General features: G+C 69.3%; 16 protein-coding genes. 8 read left to right on the forward strand and 8 right to left on the reverse strand.

Translation table 11 applies throughout. The features are described 5' to 3' along the window. The first annotated feature begins 112 nt into the window (after nucleotides 1-112). The 4 genes from ACIGJI_RS00375 (at nucleotide 113) to ACIGJI_RS00390 (ending at nucleotide 5772) form a co-directional block, all read left to right on the forward strand. Nucleotides 113-1711, forward strand: coding sequence for an ABC-F family ATP-binding cassette domain-containing protein (locus tag ACIGJI_RS00375; RefSeq protein WP_210677646.1), 1599 nt, complete (start codon nucleotides 113-115; stop codon nucleotides 1709-1711). Between the two features lie 22 nt (nucleotides 1712-1733). Then, entirely contained in the window at nucleotides 1734-2336 is a 603-nt protein-coding gene (locus ACIGJI_RS00380; protein ID WP_363443681.1) for a pyridoxamine 5'-phosphate oxidase family protein, read from the forward strand. Nucleotides 2337-2620: 284 nt separating this feature from the next. Further along, nucleotides 2621-3721 carry an InlB B-repeat-containing protein gene (locus ACIGJI_RS00385; protein WP_363443684.1) on the forward strand — a complete coding sequence of 367 codons (1101 nt, stop codon included), beginning with the start codon at nucleotides 2621-2623 and terminating at the stop codon, nucleotides 3719-3721. Next, nucleotides 3676-5772, forward strand: a complete 2097-nt coding sequence (locus ACIGJI_RS00390) for an InlB B-repeat-containing protein (protein ID WP_363443687.1) — start codon at nucleotides 3676-3678, stop codon at nucleotides 5770-5772. The genes ACIGJI_RS00385 and ACIGJI_RS00390 overlap by 46 nt, the downstream gene beginning before the upstream one ends. 14 nt (nucleotides 5773-5786) lie before the next feature. Here ACIGJI_RS00390 and ACIGJI_RS00395 read toward each other — a convergent pair whose 3' ends face one another. The 4 genes from ACIGJI_RS00395 to ACIGJI_RS00410 are packed head-to-tail and all read right to left on the reverse strand — an operon-like array spanning nucleotide 5787 to nucleotide 7702. Continuing rightward, the gene (locus ACIGJI_RS00395) at nucleotides 5787-6596 is read right to left on the reverse strand and encodes an SURF1 family protein (protein ID WP_187661620.1); all 810 of its coding nucleotides are present in this window, start codon (nucleotides 6594-6596) and stop codon (nucleotides 5787-5789) included. Further along, on the reverse strand, nucleotides 6593-6787 hold the full coding sequence (locus tag ACIGJI_RS00400) for a hypothetical protein (RefSeq protein ID WP_363443690.1): 195 nt from the start codon (nucleotides 6785-6787) through the stop codon (nucleotides 6593-6595). Before ACIGJI_RS00400 ends, ACIGJI_RS00395 begins: the two co-directional genes overlap by 4 nt. Beyond that, nucleotides 6784-7131 carry a DUF3099 domain-containing protein gene (locus ACIGJI_RS00405; protein ID WP_187661618.1) on the reverse strand — a complete coding sequence of 116 codons (348 nt, stop codon included), beginning with the start codon at nucleotides 7129-7131 and terminating at the stop codon, nucleotides 6784-6786. The genes ACIGJI_RS00400 and ACIGJI_RS00405 overlap by 4 nt, the downstream gene beginning before the upstream one ends. 52 nt (nucleotides 7132-7183) lie before the next feature. Continuing rightward, a complete protein-coding gene (locus ACIGJI_RS00410) occupies nucleotides 7184-7702 on the reverse strand; it encodes a DUF4190 domain-containing protein (RefSeq protein WP_363443693.1) in 519 nt (172 codons plus the stop codon). 139 nt (nucleotides 7703-7841) lie between these two features. Here ACIGJI_RS00410 and ACIGJI_RS00415 point away from each other — a divergent pair, with 139 nt between their 5' ends. Further along, nucleotides 7842-8552, forward strand: coding sequence for a beta-ketoacyl-ACP reductase (locus tag ACIGJI_RS00415; protein WP_187661617.1), 711 nt, complete (start codon nucleotides 7842-7844; stop codon nucleotides 8550-8552). A 15-nt stretch (nucleotides 8553-8567) separates the two neighbouring features. On the opposite strand, the gene ACIGJI_RS00420 is transcribed toward ACIGJI_RS00415, so the two are convergent. Genes ACIGJI_RS00420 through ACIGJI_RS00430 form a run of 3 tightly spaced genes read right to left on the reverse strand, consistent with a single transcriptional unit; the run spans nucleotide 8568 to nucleotide 11228 of the window. Beyond that, entirely contained in the window at nucleotides 8568-9263 is a 696-nt protein-coding gene (locus ACIGJI_RS00420) for an alpha/beta fold hydrolase (protein WP_187661616.1), read from the reverse strand. Between the two features lie 38 nt (nucleotides 9264-9301). Continuing rightward, nucleotides 9302-9937 (reverse strand): phosphoserine phosphatase SerB, encoded by a 636-nt coding sequence (serB, locus tag ACIGJI_RS00425; RefSeq protein ID WP_187661615.1) that lies wholly within the window; start codon nucleotides 9935-9937, stop codon nucleotides 9302-9304. A gap of 49 nt (nucleotides 9938-9986) precedes the next feature. Next, complete coding sequence (locus ACIGJI_RS00430) at nucleotides 9987-11228, reverse strand: glucose-1-phosphate adenylyltransferase (protein WP_062634342.1); 1242 nt, start codon at nucleotides 11226-11228, stop codon at nucleotides 9987-9989. A gap of 69 nt (nucleotides 11229-11297) precedes the next feature. Between ACIGJI_RS00430 and glgA the strand changes: the two genes are divergently transcribed. The 3 genes from glgA (at nucleotide 11298) to ACIGJI_RS00445 (ending at nucleotide 13683) form a co-directional block, all read left to right on the forward strand. After that, entirely contained in the window at nucleotides 11298-12482 is a 1185-nt protein-coding gene (gene glgA / locus ACIGJI_RS00435; RefSeq protein WP_363443697.1) for a glycogen synthase, read from the forward strand. Nucleotides 12483-12499: 17 nt separating this feature from the next. Further along, entirely contained in the window at nucleotides 12500-13285 is a 786-nt protein-coding gene (locus tag ACIGJI_RS00440; RefSeq protein ID WP_187661612.1) for an ABC transporter ATP-binding protein, read from the forward strand. 143 nt (nucleotides 13286-13428) lie between these two features. Beyond that, entirely contained in the window at nucleotides 13429-13683 is a 255-nt protein-coding gene (locus ACIGJI_RS00445) for a type B 50S ribosomal protein L31 (RefSeq protein WP_187661611.1), read from the forward strand. 65 nt (nucleotides 13684-13748) lie between these two features. On the opposite strand, the gene ACIGJI_RS00450 is transcribed toward ACIGJI_RS00445, so the two are convergent. Then, nucleotides 13749-14033, reverse strand: a complete 285-nt coding sequence (locus ACIGJI_RS00450) for a hypothetical protein (RefSeq protein WP_268776228.1) — start codon at nucleotides 14031-14033, stop codon at nucleotides 13749-13751. Nucleotides 14034-14049: the final 16 nt, after the last annotated feature.

Raw genomic sequence — 14049 nt, forward strand, 5'->3', positions numbered from 1 at the left:
CTCGGTCACCCTGCGGAGGGATCTTGTCGGCGATCAGCGCCGTCGCAGCGGCATATACTGGGAGGCTGGCCGCTCGGCCATCACCCTCCTCCCGAACGAACGGACGTCCGCTGTGCTTGCCGTGCACGACCTCGAGATCCGCGTTGGCGCGCGCCTGCTGATGGAGAACGTCTCGTTCCGTGTGTCCGACGGCGACAAGATCGGCCTCGTCGGACGCAACGGTGCGGGCAAGACGACACTCACCAAGGTGCTCGCCGGCGACGTGCTGCCCTCCGGTGGTACCGTCACCCGCTCCGGCGAACTCGGCTACCTGCCGCAGGACCCGCGTTCGGGCAACCCGGAGGACCTCGCCCGTACCCGCATCCTCGACGCCCGCGGCCTCGGCCAGCTCAACCTCGGCATGACCGAGGCCTCGCTCGCGATGGGCTCGGACGACCCCGCGGTCGCGGCGAAGGCGATGAAGCGCTACGGGGCGCTCACCGAGAAGTTCGAGGCGCAGGGCGGCTACGCGGCCGAGGCCGAGGCGGCGTCGATCGCGCACAACCTCTCGCTGCCGGACCGCATCCTCGACCAGCCGCTGTCGACCCTCTCCGGTGGACAGCGCCGTCGAATCGAGCTCGCGCGCATCCTCTTCTCCGACGCCCAGACGATGATCCTCGACGAGCCGACCAACCACCTCGACGCGGACAGCGTCGTGTGGCTGCGGGAGTTCCTCAAGAACTACAAGGGCGGGTTGATCGTCATCAGCCACGACGTCGAGCTCGTCGGCGAGACCGTCAACCGCGTCTTCTACCTCGACGCCAACCGCCAGGTCATCGACATCTACAACATGAACTGGAAGAACTACCTGCGTCAGCGCGCCGCGGATGAGGAGCGCCGCAAGAAGGAGCGGGCCAACGCGGAGAAGAAGGCGACCACTCTCCAGCAGCAGGCGGCGCGCTTCGGAGCCAAGGCGTCCAAGGCGGCGGCCGCGCACCAGATGCTCGCCCGCGCGGAGAAGCTCCTGTCGGGGCTGGAAGACGTGCGTCAGGAGGACCGCGTCGCGAAGCTGCGGTTCCCGAAGCCGGCGCCCTGTGGCAAGACCCCGCTGATGGCGTCCGGACTGTCGAAGTCGTACGGCTCGCTGGAGATCTTCACCGACGTCGACCTCGCGATCGACCGTGGCTCCAAGGTCGTCGTGCTCGGACTCAACGGTGCGGGAAAGACGACGTTGCTGCGCATGCTCGCGGGCGTCGACCAGCCGGACACCGGCCAGCTCGAGCCCGGCCACGGCCTCAAGGTCGGGTACTACGCGCAGGAGCACGAGAACCTCGACGTCAGCCGCTCGGTGCTGGAGAACATGGTGTCGGCGGCCCCGCACATCACCGAGACCGAGGCGCGCAAGGTCCTCGGCTCGTTCCTGTTCACCGGCGACGACGTCCTCAAGCCGGCCGGCGTGCTCTCCGGCGGTGAGAAGACGCGACTGTCGTTGGCGACCCTCGTCGTGTCGTCCGCGAACCTGTTGCTGCTCGACGAGCCCACGAACAACCTCGACCCGGCCTCGCGCGAGGAGATCCTCGGGGCTCTGGCCCACTACGAGGGTGCCGTCGTGCTCGTGTCGCACGACCCCGGCGCGGTGCAGTCGCTGAACCCGGAGCGGGTCCTCATCCTGCCCGACGGCGTCGAGGACATCTGGAGCCAGGAGTACCAGGACCTCATCGAGCTCGCGTAGCCGGTCGTGGCATAGTCGGAGCATGGCCGAGCAGTCGATCCTTCCTCCCTCGGAGCTCGCGGTATGGTTGCGCGCGCAGCCGGCCCTCACCGGCACGGCTCCACCGCTGCGCCTCGCTGACCTCCCCGACGATCCGGTGCCGCTCTTCCGCGACTGGCTCCGCACGGCGGCCGCAGACGGCGTTCCGGAACCGCACGCCGCGACCCTCGCGACCGTCGACGCGGACGGCCTGCCGGACGCGCGCACGCTGATCCTCAAGGACGTAGACGCGCGTGGCTGGGCGTTCGCCGGAGCACGGTCCTCACGGAAGGCCACGCAGCTCGAGGCGCGTCCGGCCGCGGCCCTGAATCTGTGGTGGCAGCCACAGCGACGCGCGGTGCGGGTGCGGGGAACCGTGGAAGAGGCGTCCCCGGCGGAGAGCGACGCCGACCTCGCTGCCCGCTCCGAGGACGTACGCGCCGGTCTCCATCCGGGGGACTGGGTGCTGTGGCGTGTCGTGCCGACGCGAGTCGAGTTCTGGCAGGGCTCTCCGGATCGAAACCACACCCGGATCGTCTACCGCCGCGTCGAGGGCCGATGGCAGCACACCGCCACCGGCGCCGATCCCAGCTCCAGCGATCGATAACGCTCCGCCCCATCACTCGGACGGCACGTTTTCGATCCCGCACCGTCGTCTCGCGCGGGACCGAAAACGCGCCTCCGGTTGCTTACGAACGCCCGTTTTCGATCCCGTAGCCGCGGGGGACACCCGTGCGGGATCGGAAAGGTGCCTGGAAGCGTGCGGGGAGGAGCGTTTTCGAGCTTCGCCGGGGGAGAGGGGGCGGGGTGAGGGCGGGGGTGAGAGGGGCTGGAACCGGGGGGAACGGAGTGGCACACTGTAGCGATCTGCTCGTCGGAGGGGGACGACACATGCGCATGGCACGACGACGGGCTCTCGCGGCCACGCTGGCAGTCCTCCTCGGAGTCGGGGGCGCCGTCGTCACCGCGGCTCCGGCTCTCGCGGCCGCCCCGGTCGGCGGGCCGACGACCCCGGGCATCTGGGGGTATCACACCGTCACGTTCGAGTCCCTCGGCAGCACCGTGGCTGAGGTCGCCGTCGTCTCCGGAGGGCTGGCTCCTCGGCAGCCGGCGCCCACCTCCGCGGAGGGACCGTTCGACGGCTGGGTCACGGGACCTCCCGGCGCCGAGGAGCCGTTCCGGTTCGAGAGCACCGTCATCACGACGGACCTCGTCGTCCGGGCGACGTTCGCCGACACGCGGATCGTGCAGTTCCTCGCCGGTCCCGCGGGAGAGGACGCCGACCGCATCATCGATGCCGACGAGGTGCGAGACGGCGAGCCGTTGGGGGAGATCGCACCGGATGTCGCCGAGGTCCCGGACGGGCAGGTGTTCACGGGGGAGTGGTACCGGGAGGACGACCCGACCCGGACGCCCTACGATTTCGCTGCTCCTGTCACGGAGAACTTCCGGCTGGTGCCGATCCTCGTCTCCGGCTTCGCGGTGTCGTTCGTGACCGACGGCACTGCCGTGTCCCCCGAGTTCGTCGTCGAGCCCGACACCGCCTTCACGGCTGCGGATCTCGCGGCCATCACGCCGCCGACGAGGACGGGCTACACCTTCACCCAGTGGTGGGCGGATGCGGCGCGCACGCAACCCGTCGATCTCCCGCTGACGGATACCGCGACGCTCTATGCCGGCTGGCAGGGGCAGGACGTCGAATACCACGTCAGCTACTGGCTCGAGAAGCCGAACGTGGTCCCGGAGTCCTACCCGGCGCCGGTGTTCACGGCCGCGGGAGCGACGCCGCCCGCGTGGACCGACGCGGACGGGAGGCTCAGCGACGCGCAGTTGGCGGACCCGGCGAACTTCCTCTTCCTCGACGACATCGCGTCGACAGCGACCGCGGGTTCCACCGTCGGGGGCCCGACCGTGAAGGACGACCTCCCGACGCCATCAAGGAGCTCGTGCGCGCGCAGCTCGACCCCGCCGTCGTGCAGTCGGATCCGCTGACATTCGCCGACCTGGCGGTGAGCCAACAGGATGTCACTGTGCAGGGAGACGGATCGACGGTGGTGAACGTCTACCTGACGCGGTCGCTGTGGCGGACGGACTTCCGACTCATCGCCCCGGGAAGCTCGGCGAACGTGCCCGCGGCGTGCGCCGCGGCAGGCACCTACGACATCACCATGGACGTCGGCGGCGCCACGTACTTCGCCTCGACGGTGTCCGGTGGCGCGCAGCTCCTCGGCACGCTCTCGGTCCGCGAGAAGATCGGTTTCGACATGCAGGCCGCGGGCGTGGCGCCGGTGCCGTTGTCGCAGACGGACGGCTCCGGCCTGATCACCGCCTACGACGCCGGGACCGAGAACCAGAGCTGCGTCCTCCGCGGCTGGGGGCCGCAGCAGTTCACCCCTCTGATCTTCACCGCGGTCTACACCGGTGCCGGGGCGGACACCGGTTCCGTCGATCTCGCGAACCGCACGACGACGATGACCGGGAAGATGGCTGCCGCGCGCACCCAGAACCTCACGCAACGATTCGAGTACGCGGAAGAGCTGGACCAGGGGCAGCCCGCTCCGGACGCCGTGCTCGGGCCGGACGGCGTACCGAACGATCCGTTGCGGGTGGAGACGCTGTACGCCAACAACAAGACCGCTGTCCGTGCCTCCGTGCCCTCCGGCCATCAGGTCTTCGGTCAGTACCGCAGCGCGTGGTACTGGGCCTCGAACGGCGATCGGCAGGTCGCCAGCGTCATCGACGGCTTCACGTCGTACGTGGGCTATGGCGCGGGGACGAACACGCAGGGCAACTACTTCCAGCTCGACCAGGCGTCGGGTCATCTGTATCAGCTCAACAACAGCGGGAACGTCAACGACCGGTACCGCTACCAGTTCTACAGCCGCAACACCTACACGCTCAGCTTCGTGACCGGAGGGGGCACAGCCATCCCCGCCGTCACAGGCATCCCCTTCGAGACCGCGCTCGAGCCCTCGGCACCCGCCGACCCGACCCGTGGTCGCGATGTCTTCCTCGGCTGGTACACCGACTCCCAGTTCAACGTGCCGTTCACGTTCGACGGAGCGACGATGCCCGCCAGCAACCTCGTGCTCTACGCGCGGTGGCTGACGGATCCGCACACCGTCCGGTTCTACGACCACCCGTCCAGCCCGGAGCCCATCGACGATCTGACGCAGACGGTGGAGGACCAGGGGATGGCGACCACTCCGGATCCGTTGCCCCCGCTACCGGACGGCCAGACATTCCTCGGCTGGTACCAGCGGACGACAGCAGGCTTCTTCGTACCGTATGACTTCGACACGCCGGTCGGCGCCGACCTCGATCTCTACGCCCGGTGGCAGCAGCCGGAGGCCGCTCCCTTCACCCTCCGCTATGACGGGGACGGCAACACCGGCGGCACCGTACCGACGGATCCTCTCGGCTACGACGCCGGATCGAGCGCGATCGTCGTGGACGGAGCGGGACTGACCCGGGACGACGAGGTCTTCGTCGGCTGGCGTATCGCGACGATCGCGGTGGCGCGCATCATCACGAGCCCCGTAGCGGCCGACGGACTCTTCCAGGCTGGACGCACGGTGCGCTTCGCCGGACGGGACATCACGCTCACCGCCGTGTACGCCGATCCGTCTCCCTCGTTCGCCGTGACCTTCCGTGAGAACGGCGGGGCCGACGGCACCGTCACCTGGGAAGGGCCTCCGGAGGCATCGATCACCTATCCCGGAGCATTCGACCTGCTCTTCAGAGGACCCGGGACCACGTTCCTCGGATGGTCGACGTCCGCGGACGCGACGGTCGCCGATCCGGCGTTCGACCGGCTCAGCATCTCTGCGCTCACCGGCGACCTCGTCCTTTACGCCGTCTGGGAGGATGCCCCCGCGCCGCCGTCGCCGACGCCGCCCTCGAGCGGCTCCGGAACGGAGCCCGGTGGCGGTCATCTTCCCCGCACCGGAGGGGACCCATGGGGCACGTTGCTCCTCGGAGCCCTCCTGTTCGCCACGGGGATCGTGGCGATGACGGCCCGGCGCCGGAGGCATCGGGGCTGACAACGCAGGCGAGGTCAGCGGGCGTCGAGAAGTTCGTCCTCGACGTCCGCGTCGCGGTCGCGCCGCTTCGTGACCTTCACCGGTGCCGGTTTCCCCTCGACGTCTTCGCGGTGCTTCACGATCTCGGTCCGGATGATGTACCCGATGAAGATGAAGCCCATGATGGCGAACAGGATCCACTGGATCGCATAGGACAGGTGCGGCCCCGGGTCGTCGGTCGGGGACTCGAAACCGCCCAGCGCCGCATCCGCGGCGGGCTGCTCCTCGACCAGGCGCCCGTAGGCGCCGGTGATGACGTCGTCTCCGACGAGGTCCCCGATGGAGGGGAGGTGGATGGTGGGCACCTGGCCCTCCGGAGCCCCTCGCCCGGATGCGGGAAGCGGCTCGCCCGGGCGGAGCCGGACGGTCACCGTGACCTCACCAGAAGGCGGAGAGGGAACCGTGTCCGGGAGCTCGCCCTCGCCCGGGGGCACCCAGCCGCGGTCGACGATGAGCACACGGCCGTCCGCGTCCCGGAAGGGGACAAGAACCTCGAACGCACTCGTGCCTCCGTGCGGACGGTTGCGAACCAGGAGCTGCTCGTCGGCGAGGTACTCGCCCTGCAGGGTGACCGGCCGCCATTCGTCTGCGGGGTCGAGGTCGTCCTCGGCGACGACGTCCGCGAGCGGGACGGCGGGCGCATCGTAGTTCTGCTCCACGAGCGCGATCTGCTCGGCCCGGGACTCGTTCCGCTCGAACTGCCAGTTCGACAGGAAGACGCACGCGATCGCGAAGCCGATGGCGATGAGGACGTACACACCCCAGCGGGTCAGGCGGTTGCTCATGAGGGCACCCCGTCTCGCACCGTCACCGGGAAGTCCCGCGCGGCCAGGTAGTCATGGAGGAAGTCGACGTGCTCATCGCACGCCAGCCAGATCTTCTCGCGGTCGGCGGCATGGATGCGCGGATTGCGCCAGACGACCTGCCTCGTGGCCGCGCTCCGGCATCCGGCGCGCGAGCAGATGAGTTCGCTCATCGGTCCGTGCGGCCTTCGCGGATGGTGATGACGTCAGGGGCGATCTCCGGAGCGGGCGCCGGAGCGGGCGCCGGTGCGTCGATCTCGCGCATCGGCGACTCGGCTGCCGTCTCCGTGCTGTCGCTGCCGGCGTTGGCGAAGACCACGGCGATGTAAGGCAGGACCGCGGCGGCGAGCGCGAACACCCATGTCCACCAGCCGAACGGCTGCACGAAGAACATCAACCCGAAGCACACGATGCGGATCGTCATCGTCAGGGCGTATCGACGCACACGGTGGTCACCCTCATCCCGCGGGGACTGCGGCAGTGAGGTGACGGCCGGTACTCGACGTGCGTTCTTCACGATGGTTCCAGCCTACGCCGCCGCAGCGACATCGGCATGCCCGCGAGGAGCCTCAGTTCGCGAAGACGAAGGGCAGCGTGAAGGCGCCGAACACCACGAGGCTGATGAGCGTCGAGACGATCGTGAAGACGAGCACGCCGATCATCAGGTAGCCGAGGATGAGTCCGGCGATCGCCATGCCGCGTCCGCCGAGACCGGGAGTGCGCCGGATCTGCCCCAGTGCCATGTGGCCGGTGATCACGGCCGCGATTGAGGCGAGCATCGGCACGATCGCCCAGAACAGCACGACACCGGCGATGCCGCAGACGAGCGAGGTGATCGCGAGCCCGCTGGACGGCCGTGCGGGCGGCGCCCCGTACGGCTGCGGGGTGGTGAACTGCTGCGGGGCCGAGTACTGCTGCGGGGCCGAGTACTGCTGAGGTGGCGAGTACTGCTGAGGCGGCGAGTACTGCTGCGGTGCGACGTTGGTCGGCGGTGCCGGCGGGAATCCCGGATACGCAGGGGAGGAGCCGGGGGCCGGCGGGATGGCCGGCGGCTCACCCGACGGACCGGGGACACGGGGATCGCTCACGCTGCTGCCTTTCGTCGCCCTCAGGCTTCCAGGACGGTCTGCGTCTGTCAAACGGCCGTCGTGAACCCGGCACGGCAACGTCGCTAGGATCGATGACGGCTCGGAATCCCGAGCCTCGACCTCAGACCCAGGAGTGCCCATGAGCGCGGAGCGCGTCGTCCTCGTCACCGGAGGAAACCGCGGCATCGGCCGCGCCATCGCCGAGCGCTTCGTGAGGGAGGGATACCGGGTGGCGGTCACCGCTCGGAGCGGAGAGGGGCCGGAGGGCACCCTCACGGTGCGCGCGGATGTCACGGACGCCGCCGCACTCGACGCGGCTTTCACCGAGGTGGAGCAGCAGCTCGGCCCGGTGGAGATCGTCGTCGCCAACGCCGGCATCACCAAGGACACCCTGCTCATGCGCATGAGCGAGGATGACTTCGACAGCGTCATTGCGACCAACCTCGGCGGCACGTTCCGGGTCGTCAAGCGTGCCTCGAAGGGCATGCTGCGCGCGCGGTTCGGACGGGTGATCCTCATCTCCAGCGTCGTGGGCCTCTATGGCTCCGCGGGGCAGACGAACTATGCCGCTTCGAAGAGCGCGCTCGTCGGCTTCGCCCGATCCCTCACGCGCGAGCTCGGCGGACGCGGAATCACGGCCAACGTCGTGGCGCCCGGGTTCATCGAGACCGACATGACCGCAGAGCTCCCCGAGGAGACGCAGAAGCAGTACAAGGCGAACATCCCTGCCGGCCGGTTCGCGACGCCGGACGAGGTCGCGGGCGTCGTGACCTGGCTGGCGAGCGACGACGCCGGCTACATCTCCGGCGCTGTCATCCCGGTCGACGGCGGTCTCGGCATGGGGCACTGACCCCGGCCCTCGCGGTCAGCGGTCGATCGCACGCACGAGGAGCTCGCCGAGACGTTCCGGCGCGGAGAACTGCGGCCAGTGTCCGGACCCGATCCGGACGACCTCGGCATCGTCGATCGCCCGGTACTCCGTCGCGTACGGGCCCCACTGGCTGATCACCTCGTCGAACGACGTCTGGTCCAGTCCTCCCATCAGCAGGGAGACCGGGATCCCATGCCGAGCGGGGTTGCGCAGCGCGAGTTCGTCAGTCGGGACCCGAGCGGGGATGCTGTGTGTGAGGAGGCTCGTCCGCGCCCTGGTCTCGTCGTCCAGGTCATGCACGTCCTCGTCGGGGAAGAAGCCCCAGCCGGGGAAGGCGACGACGCCGTCCTGCACCGGGAACTCGCTGATGCCGGAGCCCGGGGGCGGCGGGACGGTGTCGACGAAGACGACCCGTGCCACGCGGTCCGGGCGTGCGTCGGCGACGCCCCAGGCGACATTGCCTCCGCCACTGTGTCCGACGACCACGACGTCGCCCTCCGTGGCGTCCACGGCGGCGACCGCGAACGCCACCCAGTCATCGATCCCGATGCCTGCTGCCGCCTCCGCGGTGGCGTCGAGTCCGGGCAAGGTCAGTGGGTGCGCGCGGTGTCCCGCCTTCTCGAGAGCGGGCACGACGTCGTCCCAGCTCGATGCGTCGAGCCAGAGACCGGGGATGAGGATGATGTCCATGACCCGACGGTAGACCCGGCCACGGACATCGTCGAGGGTCAGGGGAGCAGAGGGATGACCGTTCCGAGGTCGACAGGGCCGATGACCAGGCTCGCCGATTCCCGGACGGCGGGCTTGGCGTTGAACGCGAGCCCCAGGCCGGCGACCGCCATCATCGGGAGGTCGTTGGCGCCATCGCCGATCGCGATGGTCGCGTGCCGTGCCACGCCGAGCTCCTCCGCCCAGGTGCGCAGCCAGAAGGCCTTGGCCGCCCCGTCGACGATGTCGCCGTCCACCTCGCCCGTCAGTGCACCGTCGGCCACGGACAGACGGTTGGCACGCCAGCGGTCGACACCGAGCCCCGGCGCGACGTCGTCGAGGATCTCGTGGAACCCGCCCGAGACCACGCCGACCACCCCGCCTCGGGCGTGGACGGCGGCGGTGAGCTCGCGGACACCGGGGGTGGGCTCGACGCGGGCGCGGACCCGGGCGAACGCCTCGACGGGTACGCCCGCGAGAGCCGCCACTCGGGAGCGGAGACTGGTCGCGAAGTCGATCTCACCGCGCATCGCGGCTTCGGTGGCCGCCTGCACCTCGGCGCGGCGACCCGCTTCCTCCGCGAGGAGCTCGATCACCTCGTTCCGGATGAGCGTGGAATCGGCATCGAGGACGACGAGGAATCGCGCGGTGGTCACGCCATCGAGCCTAGCGACCGGAGTCCGGGGCTCGGCACCGCTCGACGCCTCAGCGCTCGATGAACACGCCCTTGCCGACGACCGTGATCCCCGATTCCGTGACCGTGAACCCGCGGGCGAGGTCCCGTTCGCGGTCGACCCCGACCGTCGCCCCGTCGGCGAGGACGACGTTCTTGTCGAGGATCGCCCGATGCACGCGTGCGCCCTGGCCGACGTGGACGTGATCGAACACCACGGAGTCCGTGATGGTCGACCCGCCGCCGGCGAGCGTCCACGGGCCCACGACGCTGCGCTCGAGGTGCGTGCCGGAGAGCACCGACCCCAGCGACACGATCGAGTCGATCGCGTTCCCGATCCGTCCCACGGAGTCGCGGACGAACTTCGCCGGCGGGGAGTTGACCGCCTGCGAGTGGATCGGCCACTCCATGTTGTAGAGGTTGAAGATCGGGAGGGTCGAGATCAGGTCCCGGTGCGCGTCGAAGAACGAGTCGATCGTTCCCACGTCGCGCCAGTAGGAGCGGTCGCGTGGCGACGAGCCAGGGACCTCGTTCTGCTTCATGTCGTAGTAGCCGGCCTCGCCGCGGTCGACGAAGTAGGGGACGATGTCGCCACCCATGTCGTGGCTCGACGTCGGCAGCTCTCCATCCGCCTCGACCGCCGCGATGAGGGCGTCCGTGTCGAAGATGTAGTTGCCCATGGAGGCCAGGACTTCGTGCGGGGAGTCCGCAAGACCCGTGGCGTCGGTCGGCTTCTCCAGGAACTGCCGGATGCGCCCGGACTCCGGGTCGGCGTCGATGACCCCGAACTGCGACGCCAGGGCGAGGGGCTGGCGGATGCCCGCCACCGTCGCCTTCGCGCCGGACTCGATGTGCGCCTCGAGCATCTGACGGAAGTCCATCCGATAGACGTGGTCGGCGCCGATGACGACGACGATGTCCGGCTTCTCGTCGTTGATGAGGTTCATGCTCTGCAGGATCGCGTCGGCGGAGCCGGAGAACCACCGCTTGCCGAGGCGCTGCTGGGCGGGGACGGACGCGACGTAGGAGTCGAGGAGGGCCGACATCCGCCACGTCTGCGAGATGTGCCGGTCGAGACTGTGCGACTTGTATTGGGTCAGCACGACGATCTGTCTCAGCCCGGAGTTGATGAGGTTCGAGATGGCGAAGTCGATCAGGCGGTACTGCCCGCCGAACGGGACGGCAGGTTTCGCGCGGTCGGCCGTCAGCGGCATGAGTCGCTTGCCCTCGCCGCCGGCGAGGATGATCCCGAAGACCTTCTTTGGAGCGGACATGGCTCCACCATAGATGCGGTTCGGCGCGGGGAACTAGCATCTGGACAACCCGCTCGATAGCGTCTAGGCATGCGAGTCGAGATGATCACCAAGGAGTATCCGCCGGAGATCTACGGAGGCGCGGGTGTACACGTCGCCGAGCTCGTCTCCGCGCTGCGTCGTGACATCGACGTGACGGTGCGCGCGTTCGGTGCGCCGCGCGATGAGGACGGCACCTTCGCCTACCGCGCCCCGGAGAGCCTCGCCGCCGCCAACCCGGCTCTGCAGACCCTCGGCACGGACCTGGAGATCGTGTCGGCCATCGCGGGCGCCGACGTCGTGCACAGCCACACCTGGTACGCGAACTTCGCCGGCCATCTCGCCTCCCAGCTCCACGGCATCCCGCACGTGCTCACGGCGCACAGCCTCGAGCCGCTCCGGCCGTGGAAGGCCGAACAGCTCGGTGGCGGCTATGCCGTGTCGAGCGGGATCGAGAAGCTCGCCTACGAGAACGCCGCCGCGGTGATCGCGGTGAGCGCCGGCATGCGCGCCGACATCCTGCGCAGCTACCCGCAGGTCGACCCCGCACGGGTCCGCGTGATCCACAACGGCATCGACGTGGAGCGGTGGCGTCCTGTGCACGACCTCGCCTTCCTCTCCTCGATCGGCATGGACCCTGACCGTCCCTCGGTGGTCTTCGTCGGCCGCATCACGCGCCAGAAGGGGCTGCCGTACCTCCTGCAGGCGGCCCGGCTGCTGCCTCCGGAGGTCCAGCTGATCCTGTGCGCCGGAGCGCCGGACACCCCGGAGATCATGGCCGAGGTGCAGGAGGGGGTGCGGCTGCTGCAGCAGACCCGCGAGGGTGTGGTGTGGATCGAGCGGATGCTGCCGCGCGATGAGCTGTCGGCGATCCTGGCCGCGGCGACCACGTTCGTCTGCCCGTCCGTCTACGAGCCCCTCGGGATCGTGAACCTCGAGGCGATGGCCTGTGGAGCGGCCGTCGTCGGGACCGCGACCGGCGGAATCCCGGAGGTCGTCGACGACGGCGTGACGGGCCGGCTGGTCCCGATCGAGCAGGTACAGGACGGCACGGGCACGCCCACCGATCCCGACCGCTACGTCGCCGATCTCGCGGCGGTCCTGACCGAGGTCACCTCGGATCCGGCGCGGGCTCGGGAGTACGGGGAGGCCGGTCGGGAGCGTGCCCGCGCGCAGTTCAGCTGGGGTGCGATCGCCGACGAGACCCGCGCGCTCTACGCAGAGCTGTCCGCCTGAGCCGATAGGCTTTCGGTATGCCGATCGCTCTGGAGTTCACCGACGTCGTCGTGCGCCGAGAGGGGCGCAACATCATCGATCACGTGACCTGGCAGGTCTCGGACGATCAGCGATGGGTGATCCTCGGGCCGAACGGGGCGGGCAAGACGACCCTGCTGCAGCTCGCCGACACCTTGATGCATCCCACCTCTGGCACCGTCACCGTCCTCGGCGAGACGCTCGGACGCGCGGACGTCTTCGAGATCCGACCCCGGATCGGGTTCGCCTCGACGGCCATGGCCAAGCGCATCCCGCGCGACGAGACGGTTCTCAACACGGTCCTCACGGCGGCGTACTCCGTGCTCGGCCGCTGGAACGAGAGCTACGAGGACATCGATGAGCGGCGCGCACTGCGGGTGCTGGGGGACTGGCGTCTCGCGCACCTCGCCGACCGCACGTTCGGCACGCTGAGCGACGGCGAGCAGAAGCGCGTGCAGATCGCCCGCGCGGTCATGACCGACCCCGAGCTGCTGCTGCTCGACGAGCCGACGGCCTCGCTCGATCTCGGGTCGCGTGAGGAGCTGCTGGCGCTGCTGGGCGGCTACGCCTCCGCTCCGACGACGCCCGCGATGCTCATGGTGACCCATCACGTCGAGGAGATCCCGGTCGGGTTCACGCACGTGCTGCTGATCCGCGACGGGGCCGTGGTGGCGGCGGGCCCGATCGCCGAGACGCTCACCGCTGATGCCCTCGGCGAGACCTTCGGCATGCCGATCGCGCTCAGCAGCGAGGACGGACGCTACTCCGCCCGCGCCGCCTCCTGAGCTCGGTTCCGATGGGTTACTGAGCTCGGCCCCGATGGGTTACTGAGCTCGTCGAAGTACTGGTAGAATCGATCCTTGGTGCGTTCGGCACCACAGACTTCCCTCGTCCCTGGCACAATCCAGGGCAGCAACAAAGGAATCCCATGAAGACTGACATTCACCCCGAGTACAAGGCTGTCGTGTTCCGCGACCTGGGTTCGGGCGAGACCTTCCTCACCCGCTCCACCGTCACGAGCGACAAGACGATCGAGCTGGACGGCGTGGAGTACCCGGTGATCGACGTCGAGATCTCCTCGGCCTCGCACCCCTTCTACACGGGCAAGCAGCGCATCATGGACTCGGCCGGTCGCGTCGAGAAGTTCAACCAGCGCTTCAAGGGCTTCGGCGGCTCCAAGTAAGGACCGCTTCACGAAGGCCCCGCGCTCCTCGGAGCACGGGGCCTTCGTCATGCCCGGTGAGGCGCTCACACGTCGATGATGATGCGTCCGTGCTGGATGCGGCCTGGCGGGTCGCCGGGGCTCGGCGCCGGGGCGGTGCGTCTGGTCTGCCGGTCGCGCTCCTGCCCCGCCTCGTGCGCGGTGGGGGACCACACAGCATCGAAGACGCCGACGAGCCCTCCGGATCCGGCCTGCTCGTACTTCTCCTCCACCGGGCGACGGGAGAGGGAGTGCCGGATGCCGACGAAGAAGAGCACCGGCCCCGCACCGAGTACGAGGGCGATCGTGGTCCATCCGAGCAGATGCTCCATGCGCCCAGGATAGATC

The sequence above is a fragment of the Microbacterium sp. NPDC064978 genome (genome assembly GCF_044543605.1).
Classification (GTDB): domain Bacteria; phylum Actinomycetota; class Actinomycetes; order Actinomycetales; family Microbacteriaceae; genus Microbacterium; species Microbacterium meiriae.